Annotated in this window: 20 protein-coding genes; 12 read left to right on the top strand and 8 right to left on the bottom strand. The window is 52.0% G+C overall.

The features are described 5' to 3' along the window. The first annotated feature begins 143 nt into the window (after positions 1-143). A complete protein-coding gene (locus ACI1P2_RS02440) occupies positions 144-653 on the top strand; it encodes a tetratricopeptide repeat protein (RefSeq protein WP_355316505.1) in 510 nt (169 codons plus the stop codon). Positions 654-713: 60 nt separating this feature from the next. After that, positions 714-1,583, top strand: a complete 870-nt coding sequence (locus ACI1P2_RS02435; RefSeq protein ID WP_355316503.1) for a pentapeptide repeat-containing protein — start codon at positions 714-716, stop codon at positions 1,581-1,583. A 96-nt stretch (positions 1,584-1,679) separates the two neighbouring features. Here ACI1P2_RS02435 and ACI1P2_RS02430 read toward each other — a convergent pair whose 3' ends face one another. Beyond that, complete coding sequence (locus tag ACI1P2_RS02430) at positions 1,680-2,375, bottom strand: copper homeostasis protein CutC (RefSeq protein WP_355316502.1); 696 nt, start codon at positions 2,373-2,375, stop codon at positions 1,680-1,682. Positions 2,376-2,599: 224 nt separating this feature from the next. Beyond that, complete coding sequence (locus ACI1P2_RS02425) at positions 2,600-3,799, bottom strand: DHH family phosphoesterase (RefSeq protein ID WP_355316500.1); 1,200 nt, start codon at positions 3,797-3,799, stop codon at positions 2,600-2,602. Between the two features lie 278 nt (positions 3,800-4,077). On the opposite strand from ACI1P2_RS02425, the gene ACI1P2_RS02420 reads away from it, so the two are divergent. Further along, positions 4,078-5,064: a phosphotransferase family protein gene (locus tag ACI1P2_RS02420; RefSeq protein ID WP_355316498.1), complete on the top strand. Its 987-nt coding sequence runs from the start codon at positions 4,078-4,080 to the stop codon at positions 5,062-5,064. Further along, positions 5,065-6,063, top strand: a complete 999-nt coding sequence (locus tag ACI1P2_RS02415) for a glycosyltransferase (protein ID WP_355316496.1) — start codon at positions 5,065-5,067, stop codon at positions 6,061-6,063. A 43-nt stretch (positions 6,064-6,106) separates the two neighbouring features. Here the strand turns inward: ACI1P2_RS02415 and ACI1P2_RS02410 are convergent, their stop codons facing one another. Continuing rightward, positions 6,107-6,988, bottom strand: a complete 882-nt coding sequence (locus ACI1P2_RS02410) for a LysR family transcriptional regulator (RefSeq protein WP_355316495.1) — start codon at positions 6,986-6,988, stop codon at positions 6,107-6,109. Between the two features lie 98 nt (positions 6,989-7,086). On the opposite strand from ACI1P2_RS02410, the gene ACI1P2_RS02405 reads away from it, so the two are divergent. Next, a complete protein-coding gene (locus ACI1P2_RS02405) occupies positions 7,087-7,992 on the top strand; it encodes a DMT family transporter (protein WP_355316493.1) in 906 nt (301 codons plus the stop codon). A gap of 450 nt (positions 7,993-8,442) precedes the next feature. Here the strand turns inward: ACI1P2_RS02405 and katA are convergent, their stop codons facing one another. After that, positions 8,443-9,897 (bottom strand): catalase KatA, encoded by a 1,455-nt coding sequence (gene katA, locus ACI1P2_RS02400; protein WP_355316898.1) that lies wholly within the window; start codon positions 9,895-9,897, stop codon positions 8,443-8,445. A gap of 315 nt (positions 9,898-10,212) precedes the next feature. Here katA and speD point away from each other — a divergent pair, with 315 nt between their 5' ends. Then, positions 10,213-11,019: an adenosylmethionine decarboxylase gene (gene speD / locus ACI1P2_RS02395; RefSeq protein ID WP_355316491.1), complete on the top strand. Its 807-nt coding sequence runs from the start codon at positions 10,213-10,215 to the stop codon at positions 11,017-11,019. Between the two features lie 84 nt (positions 11,020-11,103). On the opposite strand, the gene ACI1P2_RS02390 is transcribed toward speD, so the two are convergent. Beyond that, entirely contained in the window at positions 11,104-11,784 is a 681-nt protein-coding gene (locus tag ACI1P2_RS02390) for a serine/threonine protein kinase (protein WP_355316489.1), read from the bottom strand. Between the two features lie 66 nt (positions 11,785-11,850). Beyond that, positions 11,851-12,585, bottom strand: a complete 735-nt coding sequence (locus ACI1P2_RS02385) for an HAD family hydrolase (RefSeq protein WP_355316487.1) — start codon at positions 12,583-12,585, stop codon at positions 11,851-11,853. Between the two features lie 279 nt (positions 12,586-12,864). Between ACI1P2_RS02385 and ACI1P2_RS02380 the strand changes: the two genes are divergently transcribed. The 3 genes from ACI1P2_RS02380 (at position 12,865) to ACI1P2_RS02370 (ending at position 15,049) form a co-directional block, all read left to right on the top strand. After that, positions 12,865-13,698: a hypothetical protein gene (locus ACI1P2_RS02380; RefSeq protein WP_355316485.1), complete on the top strand. Its 834-nt coding sequence runs from the start codon at positions 12,865-12,867 to the stop codon at positions 13,696-13,698. Between the two features lie 149 nt (positions 13,699-13,847). Further along, a complete protein-coding gene (locus tag ACI1P2_RS02375) occupies positions 13,848-14,624 on the top strand; it encodes a threonine/serine exporter family protein (protein ID WP_355316483.1) in 777 nt (258 codons plus the stop codon). After that, entirely contained in the window at positions 14,624-15,049 is a 426-nt protein-coding gene (locus ACI1P2_RS02370) for a threonine/serine exporter family protein (RefSeq protein ID WP_355316896.1), read from the top strand. The genes ACI1P2_RS02375 and ACI1P2_RS02370 overlap by 1 nt, the downstream gene beginning before the upstream one ends. 11 nt (positions 15,050-15,060) lie before the next feature. On the opposite strand, the gene ACI1P2_RS02365 is transcribed toward ACI1P2_RS02370, so the two are convergent. Beyond that, the gene (locus tag ACI1P2_RS02365) at positions 15,061-15,567 is read right to left on the bottom strand and encodes a GNAT family N-acetyltransferase (protein ID WP_355316482.1); all 507 of its coding nucleotides are present in this window, start codon (positions 15,565-15,567) and stop codon (positions 15,061-15,063) included. 252 nt (positions 15,568-15,819) lie between these two features. On the opposite strand from ACI1P2_RS02365, the gene ACI1P2_RS02360 reads away from it, so the two are divergent. Continuing rightward, positions 15,820-16,551, top strand: coding sequence for an MBL fold metallo-hydrolase (locus ACI1P2_RS02360; RefSeq protein WP_355316481.1), 732 nt, complete (start codon positions 15,820-15,822; stop codon positions 16,549-16,551). Positions 16,552-16,723: 172 nt separating this feature from the next. Next, complete coding sequence (locus ACI1P2_RS02355) at positions 16,724-17,812, top strand: M24 family metallopeptidase (RefSeq protein WP_355316479.1); 1,089 nt, start codon at positions 16,724-16,726, stop codon at positions 17,810-17,812. Positions 17,813-17,910: 98 nt separating this feature from the next. Here the strand turns inward: ACI1P2_RS02355 and ACI1P2_RS02350 are convergent, their stop codons facing one another. Next, the gene (locus tag ACI1P2_RS02350) at positions 17,911-19,308 is read right to left on the bottom strand and encodes an L-cystine transporter (protein ID WP_355316477.1); all 1,398 of its coding nucleotides are present in this window, start codon (positions 19,306-19,308) and stop codon (positions 17,911-17,913) included. Positions 19,309-19,797: 489 nt separating this feature from the next. Between ACI1P2_RS02350 and ACI1P2_RS02345 the strand changes: the two genes are divergently transcribed. Continuing rightward, complete coding sequence (locus ACI1P2_RS02345; RefSeq protein ID WP_355316475.1) at positions 19,798-21,489, top strand: methyl-accepting chemotaxis protein; 1,692 nt, start codon at positions 19,798-19,800, stop codon at positions 21,487-21,489. Positions 21,490-21,770 lie beyond the last annotated feature (281 nt).

Here is a 21,770-nt window from a genome sequence, read left to right as displayed (position 1 = left end):
CTTTGGAGCAGAAGCGCGCACTTCGGTGCAAAGGAATGAAAGATGAAGCTGATTACAAACGTGCCTTTGATAGATATCCCAATAAACATTGTATATATTTTGTGATAGTATAGGACCAAGTCAATACGAGGAAGGTAATGAAAATGACGACCAGAGACCGTTTAGCCGAAGCTATTCAAATGCGTGAAAAAGGTAGGGCCAAACAGGATCAAGACATACTTAAAAATGCAATAGCCCTTTTACTGGAACTGGATGCCGCCTACCCCAATGACGCAGAGATTATTTTTCAGCTTGGAGTGGCTCATGACAATTCCGGATTGGGAGAACAGGCGATTCCCTACTATGTGCGGGCTCTTGATTTAGGTTTATCCGGATCGGACCTGGAAAGATGCCTACTCGGTCTCGGGAGCACATACCGATATCTGGGACACTATCAGCAGGCCGAAGCAACGCTGCGCCGGGGAGTTGCAGAATTCCCTGACAACCGGGCGCTGCAGGTCCTTCACGCAATGGCTTTATATAATACGCATTCCTATAAGGAAGCCATGGAAATCGTGCTGACCAATCTGCTGGAGACAACCTCGGACGAAAAACTTCAATACTTCAAGCGCGGTTTGATGTACTATGCCAAACATCTTGATGAGACTTGGTGATACCAATGCCCGGCCAAATGCCGCAATTAATCTAAAGCTTAATTGTTAGGAGAAGTACTTATGTCAAACAATTATGAGTGTACAAGAGCGCTCCCTTCAAACAACAACCAAAGCCTGCAAGCTGATTGTGAAAACTGCTTCGGGTTATGCTGTGTCGCGCTACCGTTCGCCGCATCTGCCGACTTTGCGGCCGATAAAGACGCGGGGCAGCCCTGTCCCAATCTGCGGGGGGACTTCCGCTGCGGCATTCATGACAGCCTTAGAGAGCGGGGCTTTAAAGGCTGTACCGTATTTGACTGCTTTGGCGCAGGGCAAAAGGTATCCCAATTTACCTACAAAGGGCAAGACTGGCGGCAGCAGCCGGAATCCGCAAAGCAAATGTTTGACATCTTTCTGATCATACGCCAGCTTCACGAGTTGCTCTGGTACCTCAATGAAACATTGATGCTGGAAGCGGCCAGTCCTGTTCATGACAAGCTCCGTTCGGCACTGGATCAGACCGAGGATTTTACCCGGCTTGATCCCGATGCCCTGATGGAGCTTGATATAAACACGCACCGTGCTGACGTCAACGCCCTGCTCTTGCAAACCAGCGAGCTTGTAAGAGCCGAAGCGCTAAGACGGCATAAGCCGTCACGTCGCAGGAAGAGCTACGGGCGCGGAGCAGACCTGATCGGGGCCAAGCTGAAGGGGGCGGATATGAGAGGCATTAATTTGCGGGGAGCCTACCTGATTGCCGCCGATCTTAGAGGCGCGGATTTAAGAGGCGCAGATCTGATCGGAGCCGACTTTCGGGACACGGACCTCCGCGGAGCCGATCTCAGCGAGAGCCTCTTTCTCACCCAGTTTCAAATCAACGCTGCAGTCGGAGATAGCTCTACCAATCTGCCCGCGTCGCTCACCCGTCCGGCACATTGGGCTGCCTTTTAATCCCGTTGGCGTAAAAAATCGCTTCTTGTCTTGGCGTGAACGAAATAAATTTGCAATTTTCAAAAATGGGGTTGGGCAGTTCCAACCCCATTGTATTTATTGCAGGCGACGTTTGATCCGGCGAACCGATTCCGGATCGATAGGCCCATCCAGCCTCTGTTCCAAACGTACAGCGCGGCCGAAATGCACCTCCTCAACTCCCGTACTCTCCAGGAAATCGGCAAGGTTATCCTCCGATAGCCCGCTGCCCGCAAGAATACGGATCGGTGTACCTTGCGAACGCTGCCGCAAACGGGCAAGCATGTCCGTCCCTTCCACAGCAGTCGGACATCCACCCGAGGTCAGAATCCGGTCGATTTGCGGAAATTTCAACAGTGTGTCAAAGGCCTGCTCCAAATCACGCGCCTCATCAAATGCCCGATGAAAGGTTACGGACAAACCCTGTGCTTCGGCCAGCAGAAATGAGAGAGCTTCCGTATCGACCTGCTGCTCCTCCGTCAACACACCGAGTACAATCCCGCTGGCTCCCATGCCCCTGACGGACCGAATATCGCGGACCATAACCTCCAGATCCTCCCTGCTGTACCGAAAAGAATGGCTGTGCGGCCGGATCATGACTCGGATAGGCAAAGCAGACACCTGCACGGCCCTCTCGATCATCCCGATGCTGGGCGTCAGCCCTCCCTCTGAAAGTGCGCTGACCAGCTCAATGCGGTCGGCGCTGCTCTCGTTAAGCTGCAGAATATCGTCAATGGAGGTTGCGATCACCTCAAGCAGTTTGTTTTTGGACAAAGCTTTCACCCCTTCACGGTTTCGTTCAGTACAATTATATCGGAATTTTCATGCATTCACCGCTCTAACAGCCAATATAAGATCCCCTGTGTCCACCGATCCAAGTATAGGGTGAATTCATGTCAATAAGCTCTCTCTCAGGTCTGGAAGATTTAAAAAATGTGGCTGCACAAAAAGAAGCGCCCAAGCCGGCCATGGACCATTTGAACGCCCCTTCTCTTTTCCTAACTTTCCGCACCTTTATACCGGCTCACTTCGTCTCTTAGCCAGCGCACGTAAATGTCGTCACGCACAAGCCATACCTTATGCTTCCGCTTCAAATACCGCTCCGCCTCGGCAAAGCTGCCGAACCGGTCAGCCGCTGCCTTGCCGCTCCATTCCGTCACCCATTCCTCTTCCTCCATCCTTACAAGCACTTTGGTTCCGTCATTGGTTTCATACAGCGAGCCGGAGGGGGTACCTTTTACATTGTAGCGGTTGCGGAAAGCATCCGGACGAAGCGGTTCCAGCGGGTAGGTATCTGCCACATAGGACTGGTACACCTCCTCTGTCAGTGTGCAGCCGGAAGCCTTGGCATGTCCGCCCCCGCCATAACGTCCGGCAATTTCCGAGACGTCAATATCGTCGTGAATGGTGCGCAGGCTCATTTTCCGGCCGCCCATATTCAGAATGGCGATATAGTCAAGATGCGGGTTCTCCTTGCCGAGGGCGCTGGCCAGCTCAGAATGGTAAGATTCCGCATGCACTACACCGACGCATTCTTTGCTGATAAAAATTTGCACAAGCTCCCTGTTCTTACGGCGGATATAACGTTCAATTTTATCCTCCTCCAGGTTGAGCAGCTTCTCCTCGAACTCGTCAAAAGCAAACGGCCCGCCGGCATGCAGACGACCCAGCATTTTTTCCTCAAACTCATCGATGGAGATCATATAGAACAGATCGTTCAGCCGTTTCGCCTGCTGCTTGCCCTCTGCCTCCCATTCCCATGTATCGTACAGCCGGACCAGCTCCACGAAATCATCGAGTGCTTGCACAGGCTCCACCAGCTTCTGGCGGATGAGAAAATCGTATAATAGCGAAGTCGCTGAGGCTGGCCGGCCATCGCGATGCTCAACATGCACGGATGCCCACGGATACGTATTATAGTGCAGCGCAGTCTTGTGGTGGTCGATCAGACGAACCTGGCCGCCTTGGGCGGCATATTTCTGCAGCCGCTGCTCCACCTCTTCGCTTACCGACAAATCCGTGATCAGCAGCGTATCGCTGCTTTCCTTTTCCTCTGTCCGGTCCAAAAAACGTTCCACCTGCTGGCTGATTCCGCCCACCGAGTTATATCGCACTTCGACATCGGTCCCGAACGCATATTTGGCAACAATGCCGCAGCCGACGCCGTCCAGATCATTATGTGTGTAAATATGGTACATTTGTAAGGCCTCCTGATACATTTTCATCCCGGCGCTGCATGCGGCCAGGTCTGGATGATGCAGCACATAATTTTCCCATATCCCGCTCTTGAAATACCAGCCCCTACATTGGAAAATAGTATTTATATCTTCTATTCCAGCATTTGGGGAAGAATGTCCATCATGACACACATTCGTTTACGTTACGATGCCTGGCTTGCCGCTATTTCCCCATCATCAGTTGATTTGTACAATATAACGCAGCAAAAAATGATATTCTGGAGACAGGAGGCATGAAGATGCTGAAGCATTACGTACTGCCGGATGGAACGCTGGACGGTCAGCGGATATGGAAAAGAGAGACACTGTATACCGGCATGAACGGCAGGCATGTGGAGCGTTTTTACGTGTCGCCTGCCGAGAGCTATATTTTCAAGCCTTTAACCAATGATGGACAGGAGGGTAAGGAGCGTTGGGTCTATGAACACCTGCTTCCTTCCTTTCCGCCGATATATCCCAAGCTGCTGGAGAAGTCGAGCACTCTTGATCCAGACACCAGCTGGATGATCTTCGAGGATCTTGGAGCCATGTCTCATGTCTATGATGACGAGCTTGCTTTAAGCGTTATTCCGCATATGGTGTGGTGGCATGGACAGCCGACCGAAGCGCTGCGGCAGGTCTCTTTGCAAGGACCCAAGCCGCCCATTCAGGACATTGCCGCAGACATAAGGGCAAGACAGGCCGAGGCGGAAGCCGTCCTGCTGTCCCTGGGGGTGCCGCAGCTTACTGTCCGCTCCCTCTTTGACCTGCTTGAACACCAACGCTTTACAGAAGCGGATGTTCTGTGCCACGGTGATCTTCACCTTGGCAACTACACACGTGTGAACGGCCGATTAATCGTGCTGGATTGGGAGCATGTTCATCTGAATTCCCGGCTCTGGGACCTGTACCATCTGATCGACATGTCCCATCCGCTCTTTCCGAAACGTATGAGCTCGCAAAGCCGAAACCGCTTATTGGAGGCATATATAGATCAGGCGCTTCAATCCGGTGCGGTGCTGCATCCGCATGATTTTAAACGGGAATATTACCTGTTCGCGGCTGTCTTCTCCATCTGGATGCTGCTGCTAATCTGGTCGGATCTGGAACAGGGTGACGCCACCTGGCCGGAGGAAGCGCTGCGCGACCAGCTCCGTGAAACGCTGGACAGTCTGACACAATGTGTGGACGAGCTTTTCGAACATAACAATAACAATGACAATAATGAAGACAAGGTGGCACAATAAATGACCAAAGTCGGATTAGTGATGAGGAAAATTCAGTTTACGGAAGCCCAGGGACCGCGTATTTTTGCGGAAAGGCTCCGTCAGATCGGCAGCGAATTGGGAGTGGAGGTCGTCTTCATTTCTCCGGAGCGGCATGTCAGCGGTTATGACTGGCTGCCAGGCTATGAACACGAAAAAGGCGATCTTGTCAACTATGATATCGTGCTGGATCAGCTGCACACCCAGCAGATTGAGCATGTGATCTATACCGTGTCCGGGTTTACTTTTTTGAACATGTTCTTCAATAAAAGCGTGCTGTTCCCGCACAGCTTTCCCGATCCCGCGCTGACAGGTTATGAAATGATGAAGCCGTTCTATTCGATTGTGAACAAGGCGATCGTGCAGACGGATTTCCTGAAACGGGAGATGGCGGACAAATTCGGCGTTCATGACGTCACTGTCATTCCCATCGGCTTCAATGAACAGCTCGTGGACAAGCATTTCGATCCTTCTCTTGTGGTGCAGAACCGCATTCTGTGGATCGGCAGGGACGAGGAGAACCGGCGTCCGGATCTGGTGCTGGAATATGCGCGAAGCAACCCGGACAAGGAAGTGTTCATGGTCTTCGGAGGCAAAAGATATAAGGAGAGCATGAAAAAATACGACATCCCGCATAACGTGAAGCTGCAGTTCGCTTTATCCCAGGATGACGTATTTGCGCTCATGAACACGGCCAAGGTGTACTGGAGTTGCTCCAAATTCGATACATTTGCGATGCCGCTTACGGAAGCCCTGGCAATGGGAAAAATCGTCGTCAAACCTGAGCATCCCTGCTACAGCCATATCGGATCGCGCCATGCCTTTGCAGGCAATGAGCAGAACTGGTTTGAGCTCGTCAATATGGCGGCGGCTTCCCCCTATACCGTATCGGTGGACAACAAGGACTACGCACTGAAGCGCTTCTCCAGCAAGGTGATGAAAGAAGGCTACCGCCGCTTTTTCGAACAATGGCTGAGCTGATCTCCTTCCGTCAGCATTCAAGTATCCAGGTGGTCAATGCTTATTAACTGTCCTTTTCAGGCCCGAAAAGCTCCAGCCCCGTTCGGATAAACAGTTTTACGGCCAGCGGCGCTTCCTGAAAGGACGGTACCGCCATATAAATATCCCGGTATGCTCTCGGCTCAATCGCGCGTGTGGTCACATTCGAGGGGTGATACGCCAGCATCATGCCCGTCATGATCGCCGAACCTAGCTCCTCTTGAATCATATTCAGCAGTGTTGTAAGGTTGGACACGACAAATTTGGGTTTAAGCGGGGTATTCGCCTGTGCGAACAGCTCATAAATGGGTGCCTCAAAACCGCCCTTGCAGATAATCATGGGCTCATGCTTCAGCTCTTCAATCCGGATGGCAGTCCGTTCGGACAGCGGATGATCGTCGCGGATGACCGCGAACATTTCCTCTCTAAGGAGCGGGATCATCTCAAATTGCTCATCCTTCATAATGGTAAAGCCGACATCGATCTGACGGGATTCGAGCCAGCCACGGATCTCGTCAATCGTGCCCTCATGCAGATCAAACTGCAAATTCGGGTACTTCTCTCCGATCGTGCGAATGATCTTTGGCAGGAAATAAGCGGAGGCTGACGTAAACGTTCCGATCCGGATGATGCCCACCTCCAGCCCCTTTTCGGCGGCAATCTCCTGCTCCACCTTCTCAAAGCCGTTCAAGATTTCGCGAAACAGCACTAGAATCCGGCCGCCTACTTCCGTCAGGACAACCCCGTTGCGCCGATCCCGTATGATCAGCTTCACACCCAGTTCGTCCTCCAACGTGGACACGGCCCGGCTGACGGCTGGCTGCGTCATATTGAGCGCCTGCCCCGCTCTGGTAAAGCTGCCGGTTTCGGCAATTTTCACAAATAACTGCAGCTGTGTATTCGTCATAACGTAAATGGTATGCTCCTTATAACAAACATTCATTTTATTTATATTTGAAACCATTGTATCATTATAAAGCATTGTTATGAAAGGAGTGTTTAGTTTTGCCGAAGCTTTCACGATCACGGACAGCCGTGTATCTTGCTTTTCTTATTATCATGTGGGGTATCAACTGGCCCTTGTCCAAATTTGCATTGGATTTTACTCCTCCTCTGCTATTCGCGGGGCTGCGGACCTGCATTGCCGGTCTGTTATTGATCCTGGTTGCACTGCCGCGCTTCCGGGAGCTGCGCCTCAGACAGAACTGGCATATCTATCTGATTTCCTCGCTGCTGAATATTGTTCTGTTCTACGGTTTTCAGACGATCGGGCTTGGCTATGTTCCAGCAGGCCTATTCTCTGCCATCGTGTTCCTGCAGCCTGTACTGCTTGGCATTGCGGCCTGGCTGTGGCTGGGAGAAGGAATGTCCGGGAAAAAGCTGATCGGGCTGCTGCTCGGCTTCCTGGGGGTGGCTGCCATCAGCATTGGCGGTCTGGCCGGACATATCGCACCGGAAGGAATTTTCCTCGCCATTGGCAGCGCCGTGGCCTGGACCCTCGGAACCGTCTACATGAAGAAAACTTCCGGGCGGGTGGATACGTTATGGATGACCGCAATCCAGATTACGATCGGCGGCATTGTGCTGCTGGCTTCCGGAGCTGTCGTGGAGGACTGGACGGCCATCCGGTGGGAGCCTGTGTTTATCTATGACATGCTGTTTATTTCCGTCTTTGTCATCGCGCTCGGCTGGCTCACCTTCTTCAAACTGATTGGCTCGGGTGAAGCCAGCAAGGTCGGTTCATTCACCTTCCTGATTCCGCTGATCGCGATTACCTGCAGCGTGCTGTTTCTGGGTGAGCACGTTACCCTGAACCTTGCCGCCGGACTGGTCCTGATTGTGCTGAGCATTCTGCTCGTCAACGGGAAGCGGCGCAAAATCGCGGTGAAAAGCAGTGCGGCCCAATCCTGATTTTGCGACAAATCTGACAAAGATATATTTCTAACCACAAAATGATTCTAACGGGTGCCATAACCGCTATTGGTTCCAAAAACGTTGATTTCAAATTCTAGCGGTCGCCATGGAGCTTATTTCACTTAACCCGGAAATTTTCACCTAGATTGAGGCAAATAACGACGGTCACAACTGTTAGAATTTAGAACAGGCCTTTTTTCGTAAAATAGCAGCTGCTGCAACCGTTAGATTTCCGGCGGGCGCAATATCTGCACACAGCAGATTTACTCCCCATTCAAATCGCCGAAGTAGCCGGAGACAGTGCCAGCGCCCCCTGTAAAGTGAATATACACCCAAATGGAACCAACGCGAAAGGAAAAAGAGCAAGTGTCGGTGAAACTGATCACCAATACTCGCTCTTTTTAATCAAAAATTCCGTAATTCGAATTTACTATTAACAAATATATATTAAACGCCTTGCGGTACAGGCAGGTCGAGCGCTTGTGCCAGACGGGTGCCGAAATCAGGGTCAGCCTTGTACCAGTGGCCGATTTGACGGATTTTGATTTCATCTTTTTCAACAGGCTTCATCGCGGCGGCGATGTTGGCGATCAGACGGGTACGCTCATCCTCGCTCAGCAGACGGTACAGGTCACCAGCTTGGGTGTAGTGATCGTCATGATCGTAGCTTGTGCTTTCTGCCAGACCGGACACCGCAAACGGCGTAGTCTTGTGCTCAGGAGCTTCCGTCGGTCCGCCGTAGCTGTTCGGCTCGTAATACGTGCTGGCTCCGCCATTTCCGTCCGCTCTCATGGAGCCGTCACGCTGGTTATTCTTCACTTCCGCAACCGAACGGTTGATCGGCAGTGTGTTGTGGTTGGCACCTACCCGGTAGCGGTGTGCATCAGAGTAAGCGAACAGGCGTCCTTGCAGCATTTTGTCAGGTGAAGCTTCGATGCCAGGCACAAAGTTGCCAGGGGAGAACGTAGCTTGCTCCACTTCAGCAAAGTAGTTTTCAGGGTTTTTGTCCAGTACCATGCGACCCACTTCGATCAGCGGGTAGTCTTTTTGCGACCAAACCTTCGTTACGTCAAACGGATCAAAACGGTAGCTGTTTGCATCCTCCAGCGGCATGATCTGAACATACAGCTTCCAGGCAGGAAAATCACCTTTTTCGATGGCGTTGAACAGATCCTCCGTATGATAATCCGGATTTTCACCGGCCAGCTTCGCAGCCAGCTCCACATCCAGGTTTTTGACGCCCTGCTCTGTTTTGAAATGATATTTCACCCACACACCCTGACCTTCGGCATTTACCCATTTGAAGGTATGGCTGCCAAAACCGTGCATATGACGGTAGGTTGCCGGAATGCCACGGTCGGAGAACAGGATCGTTACCTGATGCAGAGACTCGGGAGACAGGGACCAGAAATCCCATACCGCATTCGGATTTTTCAGATGAGTCTGCGGATGACGCTTTTGGGTATGAATGAAATCCGGGAACTTAATCGCATCACGAATAAAGAACACCGGCGTATTGTTTCCTACCAGATCATAGTTGCCTTCTTCAGTATAAAATTTAACGGCAAAACCACGCGGATCACGGACCGTATCGGCAGAACCAAGCTCCCCGGCAACGGTGGAGAAACGGATAAACAGCGGCGTACGCTTGCCAACTTCAGACAAGAAAGCTGCTTTGGTGTACTTGGACAGATCATTCGTTACTTCAAAGTATCCATGTGCTCCGGCACCTTTGGCGTGCACAACGCGTTCAGGCACACGTTCACGGTTGAAATGGGCCAGTTTTTCCAGAAGGTGTACGTCCTGAATCAACACAGGGCCGCGTTGGCCGGCAGTTATGGAGTTCTGATTATCCCCGACAGGAGCTCCCCAGCTTGTAGTCAAATGGTTTTGATTGCTCATTAACGGAATCACCTCGTATGCTTGATATGTTTCCACTATAAATATCCCCTAGTTAAAAATCAATCCTTTTTTATAATAATTCTAAAATAGGATGAGATATAAAAATTTTTCTTGAACTTACTGTTACATATATGTTGTTAAACGAACTTCATGCAATGTTCATCGGCTGTTTCCTTGACAGTTTTGCCCCTGTTTTCTATTAAGCCGGAACGGGTAAAGAGAATAGTACACAGGACAGCATTTTTTTGTCGAATAAGGAAATTCAGCACGGGAACATTAATATCGACATACGTCCATGATAAGGGGAAATGACCTATGAACTTATCGCCAGAACAGCGCCTGACCCTGCATGGGTTCAACAATATTTCAAAATCGCTTAGCTTCAATATGTATGACATATGCTATACCAAAACAAAGGAAGAACGCGAAGCCTACATTGAATACATTGACGAGCAGTACAATGCGGAACGGCTGACGCATATCCTGAAGCATGTCACGGAGATCATCGGTGCGCATGTGCTGAATATAGCCAAGCAGGATTATGTGCCCCAGGGAGCCAGTGTTACGGTGCTGGTCTCGGAAGGTCCGGTGGTGGAAGTACCTGAAGAATCCTACGACGAATCTCCCGGCCCGCTGCCGGAGGCTGTCGTCATGTCTCTCGACAAAAGCCATATCACCGTGCACACTTATCCGGAATATCACCCTGACGAGGGCATCAGCACCTTCCGGGCCGACATTGACGTATCCACCTGCGGGGAAATTTCGCCCTTAAAGGCGCTTAATTATTTGATCCATTCCTTTGACACCGACATTATGACGATCGACTACAAGGTGCGCGGTTTTACGCGTGACGTGAGCGGGAACAAGCTGTTTATCGACCATGACATTGGCTCCATCCAGAATTACATTCCGGAAAAAATCAGGGATCAGTTCGATATGATCGACGTGAATGTGTATCAGGAACATCTTTTTCATACCAAATGCAAACTGAAGCGGTTTGATCTGGACAACTACCTGTTCGGTTACACGAAGGAAAAGCTGTCCGCCAAGGAGCAGCAGGAAATCACAGACAGGCTCAAGCTTGAGATGGACGAAATCTATTACGGCAAAAATATGAGCTGAAATTTTCTCAGCAGCAGAAAAGGTCTCCTTATCCAGTGCGGTTAAGGAGACCTTCCTTACTTTTAGACAGCAATCCTATTGCGCTTATTTAATCCAGCGGGAAAAAAGCTGATTGACCCGCTGGGCAAATTCCTCAAGATTCAGATTGGCCTTATCAAGCCTGTAGTACCAATTTTTGATCGTATCCAGGACCCAGGACGGAATCCTTGCCTCCGCAAATCCAGAATAAAAAGCGTGATAGGCCCATACGAGGTGCTCCCATCGTTTGTCGTCACCATCCTTGACGTACTCGGATACATCCAGCACCTTGGCTCGTCCGTTCTGCAGCAGCACATTTTTAAGATGAATATCTCTGGGATTCAGCCCCTTGGATCTGACAAACTCTCGGGCCTCCTCTACATCCTGAATGACCTGCTCCGGTACGGGAATTCCCTGCAGCAAACAATCCATCAGTGTAATCCCCTTCTCGTAGCTGATCACAATATATCTGTCCCCTTCTCCGTAAAATACCGGGAAGAAGGGACATCCCCGCAGTTTCTCATAAACGGAAGCTTCGGCGCTCTTTTTCTCCACAGCCAGTTCCGAGTAGATCTTGAATGCATATTCCGGCATAGAGTCCAGCGTAAATACCGCGGCATCCGTGCCGATGCCGATGCAGTGTACACCTTCCGCGTAACCGTTGATGGTAACAGGCGTATTGTCCGGGGTGCCGATGACTTCAATCCGCTGCAAAACGCTTTCTGCCTTTCTCCATTCCTCACTCATTCAATCTCCCCCTTTTCAGGTAGCGGTTTGGCTTCTTTGGAAGTACGTCGATAGAGGTTTCTCTTATTATGTGACCGGCAGCAGCATTTCCCTCAGCTCATCATAACTGGCGGCCGTTCCATAAGGGGAGTGCTCCGCTGTCTCTGGCGCTGTCTGTCGATGATTAAACCATAACACCTTCCAGCCTGCCAGGGATGCGCCTACCACATCGTTGCGCCAGGAATCCCCCACATACCAGGACATGTCGGCAGTCGTGCCTGTCCGCTCGTTCACCGCAGCGAATATGCGCGGGTCAGGCTTCGCATAGCCTACAGCTCCCGAGATAAAAACATGCTCAGGGGCCACATGCGACTCCAGCGCCAAAGCGCGGATTTTGTGAAGTTGATGCTCTTCAGGACCGTTGGTAATCAAGCCGACCAGAAACCCCTTATTCGCCAAATCCTTCATTAGTTCCTTGGCCCCGGCAAAAGGGGTGATCCGATACTGGCGATCCAAATATTCAGCCTGTAGCTGGGCCGCCTGCTCCCAGGTCAGCTTGCTCCCGAATTCCCCCATGGCGAGCATGAAACGGCGTATACGCATATCCTCCAACTCCGGCGTGCCCGGAGCTCTGTGCAGCAGCCCCCCTTCCGCCGCGAGCTTGTCGCTGTAATAACGGATGCGATGATAGGCGGCCTCGTACGGAAAGGAGCCGTTCAGCCCCAACACATGCTGAAGCGCGTCCCGTGTTGGCTGCAAATGATCGTACATGGTATCATCTACGTCAAAAAATACCGCTTGGTGCCATTTTTGTAATGTCATTGTTTTTATCCCCTCTGCAAAGTCTTCTTGCACCCGCAACCCTTGAATCACATAATTTATATTAGACCCTGAGAATCACAGGCGTTTAACGCTTATTTGACAAAAGCTCTTCATGATACTTATTTACCAATTTTCTGAAGTTTTTATAAATTCGGTTTACAATTCGTATAATTTCACGTAATTTTTTAGTTACGGTCCCGCAATCAGATCCGTTGGTTCGCGCCCTTCTGGCCATCCAACGAACACAAATGCATGTCATCAGTAAGGGAGGAGAGCTGAATGAAGCCCGGTTCTGAAATTAACTATGGCTCCTTGTCGATGCTGATCCAGGAACTTATCGACTTTGAACAGGAGCTTGAAGAGAACAGGCACTCCCTCGATTTCGATCTGGGATTGATTATGGAGCGCGGCCGGGGGATACGGTACATGTCGACCCCGCCGGATGTCATCCCGTTCGCACGCGCGGGCGTAGACGGACTCCAGTACGGTTTTTTGACTGATTTCGGTGCCATTGCCGATCTTGCGCAAGCCCCGGTGGTCTGTGTATCTCCCATGCACTGGAACGGCGTATGGCTGGTCGCCCGCAATCTGCATGAATTCCTGAGCATTGTCTATACGGATAATAGCCCGCTCACCCATTATTATGAGCACACGGACGCCTATTTGCACGATCTGGCACGGCGCCAGACCCCGCTTTATGATGAGCGGCGGCAGATGGTGAGGGAGCTGTTCCGGACCCGCTTTGGCATTCATCCGATTGCAGACATGGTCCGCTATATCAAGGATCTGCGCATGGCGCGCCGCCGCAGTATCGCCGTACAAACCTTGAACGGGCTCGGCGTTGTGCCGGTCTCTTCAGAGCAGCGCACTCACACTCCGTTTAGTCTGCCGGATACGCTGCTTTGGGAGCGGGACGGCGACAAAATCCAGGAATTTTTCCTGCATGCCACGGAGGAATCCAAGCTAGCCTTTGTACGGGACGCCCAAACGAAACACCTGTTCACCGATTCCGGGCTGCGGGCGTTTGTTACTTCCCAGCTCAGCGCGATGGGATTATCCGATGTGGCGGGCCATCTAAATGAGTCCTATTATACCGTTGTCATGGAATCCTGACCAAGCATCATCTATTCTGCACTCCGCCGCCTGCATGCAGGCGGTTTTTTCGTTTTGGCCCATACTGTCTAGAAAGAAGCTGTTCATGCTACAATAAGGAAACGAACATAGGCTGCTGCATGCCGGATCCAATGAAAGTGAGATTTATCATGAATAACACATTACAATATTCCAGTTATGACATTATAGAGGTGTGCCTGCTCGCCGGAAAAGTCATGCTGCAGAACGGAGCGGAAACCTACAGAGTGGAAGACACCATGTCGCGCATTGCCGCCGCTTACGGTGTCCTTCACTCGCACAGCTATGTCACTCCGACAGGGATCATCTTTTCCATGGACGGCACGGAACCGGCCAAGCTGATCCGTATCATAGAGCGGACAACGGATCTTCATAAGGTGGTTGAGGTGAACAATATATCCCGCCGGATCAGTGCAGGCGAGCTGTCCCCCACACAGGCCGTCGAACAGCTTAGGCTGGTGGAGCACAGTCCCCAAGCATACTCCGGATGGGTGCAGCTCTTCGCGGCCGCTGCGGCCAGCGGATGCTTCATGATCATGTTCCGCGGAATATGGGCCGACTTCCCCGCAGCCTTTATCTGCGGTGGCGTCGGCTTTGCGGCAGTACAGTATTTTCACCGGCTCGTTCAGGTGAAGTTTTTCGCCGAATTTTCAGCCGCCTTCCTAATCGGACTGGCCGCCTCGCTGTTCGTTACAGCCGGCTTCGGCCATCAACTGGACACCATTGTCATCGGCTCTGTCATGCCGCTGGTGCCAGGCTTGCTGATCACCAACGCCATTCGGGACCTGATGGCAGGCCACCTGGTATCAGGTCTGTCCAAAGGGGCTGACGCCTTTCTGACCTCCTTTGCCATCGGGGCAGGCGTCGCTTTGATCTTTTCCATCTGGGGGAGCGGAGGAATGTTATGATACTTGAACAGCTCGCTACCAGCTTCATCGCTTCTGCAGCGTTCGGCATACTGTTCCATGCACCGCGCAGGTCGCTGGTTCATTGCGGTTTTGTCGGCATGCTGGGATGGTTGGTCTATTTTTTCACCGTCGACCGCTGGGACACTCTGCTGGCCACGTTTGCCGCCACCCTGGTGATCGGAGTATTGAGCCAGGCCTTTGCGAGATGGTATAAAATGCCTGTCATCATCTTCAGCGTGGCAGGCATGATTCCTCTCGTGCCCGGGGGCATCGCCTATGACGCCATGCGCAGCTTTGTGGAACATGAATATGCCGGAGCCATCGAGCTTGCCGCGCAGGCGCTCATGATCTCCGGCTCCATTGCCGTCGGTCTTATTGCCTCCGAAGTATTTAACCAGATGCTGAAGCGGGTCAAGAAATTTTGAATGTTAGCCATTTATCCTTCCACGCGCTTGCCCACGATGACAAGATCGCGTTCGATTCCGTCCAGTACGGCTATACGCGGGTACAGCCCCCACTGTTCAAAACCGAATTTGCGCAGCAGTCCGAGGCTTGGCTCATTATGGCCGAACACAAATCCCAGCACCGTCTGCACACCCAGGCGCGGACATTCCTGCAGCGCATGCTGTACCAGCCTGCTGCCGATTCCCGCTCCCCGGAAAGCTTCGTTCACATAAATGCTGATCTCCACCGTGCCGTTATAGGCCGGTCTCCCGTAGAAGGACTGCAGGCTTGCCCAGCCGGCAATATCATCCCCGCTGCGCATGACCCACAGCGGCCGCCGCTCCGGGTTATGCTCCTCAAACCAGGGCTTGCGGCTCTCTACAGTCACCGGCTCCACATCCGCCGTCACCATCCGGCCGGGAATGGTGGAGTTATAGATAGCGACGATCGCAGGCAAATCCTCCAATCGGGCAAAATCGATGATGTACTGCTGTTCCATGTCAAGTTCCTCCCAAATGCCTGAAAATGCCCGAAATAAACAATCCGGTATATACGCCTATTGTACAGGAGACCCCGCGGGACCGTCATCTGTTTTGCGTTTATGCCCAAACAATACCTGAGAAGTGGTTGTTTTGCATATCAGCTCCGGACAGATTTATAATAAATAGAACTATTGCTGTATACGCCACCGTCTAAGCTTCGTGCAACGGCAGACTGAATCGGTTTTGGAAAACAGCCAAGGAGGTGCCTTATGCAAATCAGCGCTAAAGTTAAAATTTTGGAAATCCCGTTTGATTCCGCTTTCGGGCCAAGCACGATCCATCCCACACTGCTCAAGGACGATGACGGACTGACTCTGGTCGATACCGGCATGATCACCCAATTTGATCGTCTGCGGGATGCAGTTGCAGCGGCCGGAGAAGATTTTAACAGCATAAAGCGGGTCATTATTACCCATCAGGATATTGATCATATCGGCAATTTGGGGGCCATCGCCGACCTGCTGCCCGACACGGCTTTTCTGGCGCATGAAGCAGATGTTCCCTATATTACCGGCGACAAGCCTTTCCTGAAGCTGTCGCCTGCGCGAATTTCGCAGATGGAAGGACTGATGAGAGAAGAGACGGATGCCTTCCTGCGCAGGCTGCCGGACTTCCGCTTTGCCCACATCCTTGAGGATGGCGAGACACTCCCTTATGGCGGAGGCATTCAAATCATTCATACACCCGGCCATACACCAGGGCACATCTCCATTTATGTTCCCGGGGACAGACTGCTGCTGGCAGGGGATGCGATGCGGGTGGTCAACTCTGAACTGTTGGGTCCCGCAGAGCCTGTAACACCTGACATGGCGCAGGCCCTTGCGAGCCTTGACAGGCTAGTGGACCTGGACATCGGGCAGGTCGTTTGTTACCACGGTGGATTGTACAAATCCGACGGCATTTCGGAGCGAATCAGCACACTGAGCGGAATACGGGCTTGAATCTTGTAGGGTCTTGCAATTCGCCGGACCTGGTTTTCCACAGCTTTTGCGTGAAACACCGGGTCCGGTGCCCGCTCTTGTAATCGCCCATGTTGCTTACTTTCCCGGCCGGGTGCCTTCTGCAGACAGCATGAACATACATAGATTCTGAATTTTGAAAGGGAGAATTCATATGACTGATAAAATAAACAAGCTGTTTAACGCGCTGACTCACAACGAGTGGCAAGGTCTGCTGGTCACCGACCCCACGCATGTCTATTATTTGACCGGCTTCGCCAGCGAACCGCATGAAAGATTTCTCGGACTTCTGCTAGTGAACGGGGAGGAGCCTGTGCTTATCGTGCCTGCGCTCGATGAAGAGAAGGCCCGTGAGAGCTCCTCCGTCAGCCGCATCGTTACCCATACCGACACGGATAATCCGTATGAGCTTCTCAAAGAAATCATCGGCGGCAGCATCGATTCGTTCGCTATTGAGAAAGAGCATGTGTCCGTTGCGCGTTATGAAGCGCTTGCCGCGGCGGTTGGTGCAGGCCGCTACGAAGATCTCGGTCCGGTGCTGCGTGAGATGCGGGTTAGAAAATCGGCTGATGAAGTACAGCGGCTGAAGCATGCCGTGCATCTGGTGGAGGAGGTGCTGCGTGACGGGCTGACCCATGTCCGGGAAGGCATGACCGAGGTGGAGCTGGTGGCCGAGCTTGAATACAGGATGAAGAAGCTGGGCGCAGACGGGCCATCATTTGATACAACAGTGCTCTTTGGGGCCAAGACGGCCCTGCCTCATGGAGAACCGGGTACGAAAAAGCTGGCTCCCGGAGATCTGCTCATGATCGACATGGGCGTATATGCAGGGGGTTATGCATCCGATATTACCAGAACGTTCGCTTTTGGCAGCCTGTCCCCCGAGTTTGAGCAAATTTATAATACTGTGCTTCAGGCTAACCTTGCCGGTATTGCGGCTGCGCGTCCGGGTGTCACCTGCGCCTCCATCGATCAGGCTGCACGTGCCATCGTCGAGACAGCCGGGTACGGTCCGGCATTTAACCACCGTGTAGGGCACGGCCTCGGCCTGGGCATTCACGAATACCCTTCCCTGCATGGCGCCAATGAAGATCTGCTGGTTGAGGGCATGGTCTTCACGGTTGAACCTGGCATATATATTGCAGGCAAAGGTGGTGTCCGCATTGAAGACGACGTGCTGGTTACTGCGGACGGTGTCGAAGTGCTGACCTCGTTCCCCAAAGAGCTTAGAATTCTGGCATAATACAACCCGGATTGTGAAAAGGGACTGCTCCCGCAAGTCATCAACGATGACGGGGAGCAGTCCCTTTTTCTATAAAGAACCGCAGCGTTTTTTACAGCTTAAGATGTTGCTGCCGCGTCCAGATCCGGTCCACGGTCATTGTACACATCCTGATTATTCTCCTTCAGAATTTTGCTGGAGATCAGGCCTGACGTAATCGAATCATTGACATTCAGCGCAGTGCGGCCCATGTCGATGAGCGGCTCGACGGAGATCAGCAGCCCTGCCAGCGCCACTGGCATGTTCAGTGTGGACAGCACGATCAAGGAAGCGAAGGTTGCGCCGCCGCCTACGCCGGCTACGCCGAATGAGCTGATGACAACGACAGCGATCAGGGTAAGAATGAAATCCCAACTTGTCGGATCAATACCAACGGTCGGTGCAATCATCACAGCCAGCATGGCCGGATAAATGCCTGCGCAGCCATTCTGTCCGATAGTGGCCCCAAAGCTCGCGGACAGGTTCGCAATGCCCTCGGATACGCCAAGCTTGCGGGTCTGAGTCTCCACATTCAGCGGAATGGTAGCCGCGCTGGAACGGGAGGTAAACGCAAACACCAGGGTAGGCAGAACCTTCCGTACATAAGTGACTGGATTATAGCCAAACAGCGCGATCAGCACAAGGTGAATAACGAACATAATCAGGAGTGCCACATAGGAAGCCAGCACGAATTTGATCAGCTTTAAAATTTCATCCGGGTTGGTGGTCGATACCACTTTCGTAATCAGAGCGAGAATGCCATATGGCGTCAGACGCAGCACGATCGTGACGATGCGCATGACCACCCCGTAAACCGCCTCAATCATGCCGCGGAAGGTCTTGGCCTGTTCAGGCTTCTTACGGTCCAGTCCCAACACCGCGACGCCGACAAATGCTGAGAAAATAACAACAGCCAGCGTGGATGTGCTGCGCGCTCCCGTCATATCCTCAAACGGATTGGATGGGATGAATGACAGTATCTGCTGCGGAATGGTCAAATCCTCTACCTCGCCTACGCGCTCTTCCAGAGCGGCACCGCGCTGCTGCTCCGCATCACCTGCTGTAATTTCGATGGCCTTCAGGTCAAATGCCAGGCTCGTTGCGATACTGACCGATGCGGCAATGGCGGTCGTTATCAGCAGCACCGCAATAATGGAGAAGCTCATTTTCCCCAGATTCTGTTTACCCTTCAGATTCATGATGGCCGATATGATGGACACCATGATCAGCGGAATGACGATCATCTGCAGCAGCTTGACGTACCCGTTGCCCACCAGGTTGAACCAATCCACCGATTTGGCCAGCGTTTCCGAGTCTGCGCCATATGCAAACTGCAAAATTACCCCATATACAAGTCCGATACCCAGACCGGTAAATACTCTTTTCGTAAATGAAATATGCTTTTTCTGCATCCAGTACAAAATACCCAGCAGAGCCAGCAAGACTACCACATTCAAAACAACCAGAAATGTATCCACAGAAGTTCCCCTCTCCCTTTGTATTATTTATCCCGAAAGCTTTTCCCTGGTTAGCCTCCGGGCTTTCATTTTCCTGGATAATTGGCCGCACTGATTACTATATCACAATTCCATATTAAACAGGTATGATTTATTTTAATTCATGTGACATGTAAGTTATACGATACTTTTGATTCATATTTTATTTTGGATTCTAGTTAAATTTTACTATTCAACCTGCGGTTAATTTTGTAAAATAGGACTGTCCTAGTTCTAAAGTGGCACGGATGCTTAACGCCCCTCATTCCCCTATCTTCTGAAACGACGACAACGCTCATAGATCTCCTCCTGATGATCTGTCCGTTTTTTCACGCAGCATGGGAAAGGCCTTTATTTGCCGTGAAGCGCCGAGGCAGTTACATACGCAAGACGTGCATCCGTCCGCAATCATGACGGAAACGGGATTAGAAAGGGCGGAACAGCCCGAGAGAATACGAAAGGAGAGCACCTATGCTGCGCTTTAACCGCTCTATTGCAGCCAAGCTGAAGCTACTGAATATAGCTATCCTGCTGGCTGCTTCGCTGCTATTCAGCATCAGCTTTTATGCCGTATCCATGAGTATCATCAACAGCTATGTCGTTCCACAATCCGTTCAATCCCTTGAAACCGGCGCCCAGGAGCTGTACAGCAAACTGAATGCTTCACAGGCTCTTCAAACCCGCCAGAACGGAGCCGGAGCCGTCATGACGGTGGAATCCTATCTTCAGGACAAGGTAAGCAGCCTCAAGCTGGAATCGGCCTACCTTGCAACCGTTACGGACCAGGAGGTCGCCGTTGTCGCCCGCAACACGGAATCAGCTTACCAGATCGGGAACAAGCTGCCTTTCATGAATGAAATGCAGCAGGCCATTGACAGCCAGAAGAGGCAAGTAAGCGGCGTGTACAAGGATCAGTACGGGGTACATAAGACAGCCTTTTACTCGATTCCGGGAAGCAATTTGATTGTGGCTGTGAATACAGATGTAGGTTTTATCGAACAGAAAGCCAACCAAATCTTCTGGATTTGCTTATTGATTACAGTTGGGGTCATTGCTGCCGGCTGGGTTGTGTCCACGCTGACCGTCCGCAAAATCACCCGTCCGATTGCCGAGCTGCTGAAGCATAGCGAGCAAATCGCCGCAGGGGACCTGTCCCGTGATTTGCAAATCCGTGGCCAGGACGAAATCGCACAGCTGGCCGGGAGCTTCAGGAAGATGACCGGCAATCTGAAAGAAATGATCGGACAAGTGTTATCCACCTCGAATGCCGTTGTTGAGGGATCTCACGAGCTGCTGCGCCGGGTGGATACCATCAGTGGCACCACGCAGCAGTCTGCCCGTTCCGCCGAGGAGGTGGCGAAAGGCAGCATAACGATTGCCACCGCTGCCTCCGAGAATGCACGTGCGATGGAAGAGATTACACAGGGGATTCAGCATATCGCCGCATCGTCCGGCGAGGTATCGGACCAGATCAGCAGAGCCGCCGATGAAGCGGTGGGCGGAAATAGGCTGGCCCAGAACGCAGTTTCGCAGATGAATCTTGTCGGGGAAGCCGCAGGGGAATCCTTAAAATATGTAAGCACGATGAACGAACGCTCGGAAGCGATCGGCGAGGTTGTATCCTCCATCTTTGAGATCACGAAGCAGATCCAGATGCTGTCGCTGAACGCTTCCATAGAAGCTGCACGAGCCGGAGAGCACGGACGGGGCTTCGCCGTGGTAGCGGGAGAAGTGCGTAAGCTGGCGGACCAGTCGAAAACCGCCACACAGCAAATTTCCGATTACCTGCTCACGCTGCGGGAGGACTCGCAAAAGTCCGTCGATTCCATGAACCGGGTAAATACCGAAATTGTATCCGGGACCGAATTGGTACAGCATGCCGGTGCAGCCTTCAATGAGCTGATGGATCTGATCCAGAATGTCAATCTGACCATTCAGGCCGTATCCGCAGCGACCGAGGAGGTATCCGCAGGCTCCGAAGAGGTCAGCGCGTCTGTTGAGGAAACGGCCCAGATTACGGCCAGAGCGCAGGAAATGCTGCAGGAGATCGGACACAACGCGGAAAACCAGCTGGCTGAGATGGATGACCATACCCTTACCGTACGGAAGCTGAACGAAGAAGCATCCGCTCTGCAGCAGGCTGTGCTCAAATTCAAGCTGTAGATTTCGCAATATTGGGCGATCTGGTGGACTTCTTGCGTATGTTCCGAGGCGCTCCGAGAACGAAGCATTCCTACAATCGCTGTTGACCCTTCGGGCCAAAGGCGAACGCTCCGCTTTTCCGGAATTGCTTCTTCCTCTCCGCTGCTCCGTGCGTCTCCCAGCTTCAAAATGCCCATCAGAAATTCCCAATGTAATGCGATTTCTGATGGGGTAATAGGGGCGGGAACAGGGGCAAGCTTCCCTGTTCTCAAGCTTATGTTCTTCATACGCAGTGCCACGTA

This window comes from Paenibacillus jiangxiensis (assembly GCF_046098255.1).
Taxonomy (GTDB): Bacteria; Bacillota; Bacilli; order Paenibacillales; family Paenibacillaceae; genus Paenibacillus; species Paenibacillus jiagnxiensis.
The sequence above is the reverse complement of the archived record's forward strand: the minus strand, read 5'-3'. Positions and strand labels throughout refer to the sequence as shown.

Excerpts from the sequence above, each read along its gene's own strand:
- ACI1P2_RS02365 (WP_355316482.1), bottom strand. The coding sequence starts at position 15,567 with ATGGAACAGCAGTACATCATCGATTTTGCCCGATTGGAGGATTTGCCT.
- ACI1P2_RS02345 (WP_355316475.1), top strand. The coding sequence starts at position 19,798 with ATGCTGCGCTTTAACCGCTCTATTGCAGCCAAGCTGAAGCTACTGAAT.
- ACI1P2_RS02440 (WP_355316505.1), top strand. The coding sequence starts at position 144 with ATGACGACCAGAGACCGTTTAGCCGAAGCTATTCAAATGCGTGAAAAA.
- ACI1P2_RS02420 (WP_355316498.1), top strand. The coding sequence starts at position 4,078 with ATGCTGAAGCATTACGTACTGCCGGATGGAACGCTGGACGGTCAGCGG.
- ACI1P2_RS02355 (WP_355316479.1), top strand. The coding sequence starts at position 16,724 with ATGACTGATAAAATAAACAAGCTGTTTAACGCGCTGACTCACAACGAG.
- speD (WP_355316491.1), top strand. The coding sequence starts at position 10,213 with ATGAACTTATCGCCAGAACAGCGCCTGACCCTGCATGGGTTCAACAAT.
- ACI1P2_RS02360 (WP_355316481.1), top strand. The coding sequence starts at position 15,820 with ATGCAAATCAGCGCTAAAGTTAAAATTTTGGAAATCCCGTTTGATTCC.
- ACI1P2_RS02415 (WP_355316496.1), top strand. The coding sequence starts at position 5,065 with ATGACCAAAGTCGGATTAGTGATGAGGAAAATTCAGTTTACGGAAGCC.
- ACI1P2_RS02380 (WP_355316485.1), top strand. The coding sequence starts at position 12,865 with ATGAAGCCCGGTTCTGAAATTAACTATGGCTCCTTGTCGATGCTGATC.
- ACI1P2_RS02385 (WP_355316487.1), bottom strand. The coding sequence starts at position 12,585 with ATGACATTACAAAAATGGCACCAAGCGGTATTTTTTGACGTAGATGAT.
- ACI1P2_RS02425 (WP_355316500.1), bottom strand. The coding sequence starts at position 3,799 with ATGTACCATATTTACACACATAATGATCTGGACGGCGTCGGCTGCGGC.
- ACI1P2_RS02410 (WP_355316495.1), bottom strand. The coding sequence starts at position 6,988 with ATGACGAATACACAGCTGCAGTTATTTGTGAAAATTGCCGAAACCGGC.
- ACI1P2_RS02390 (WP_355316489.1), bottom strand. The coding sequence starts at position 11,784 with ATGAGTGAGGAATGGAGAAAGGCAGAAAGCGTTTTGCAGCGGATTGAA.
- ACI1P2_RS02375 (WP_355316483.1), top strand. The coding sequence starts at position 13,848 with ATGAATAACACATTACAATATTCCAGTTATGACATTATAGAGGTGTGC.
- katA (WP_355316898.1), bottom strand. The coding sequence starts at position 9,897 with ATGAGCAATCAAAACCATTTGACTACAAGCTGGGGAGCTCCTGTCGGG.
- ACI1P2_RS02435 (WP_355316503.1), top strand. The coding sequence starts at position 714 with ATGTCAAACAATTATGAGTGTACAAGAGCGCTCCCTTCAAACAACAAC.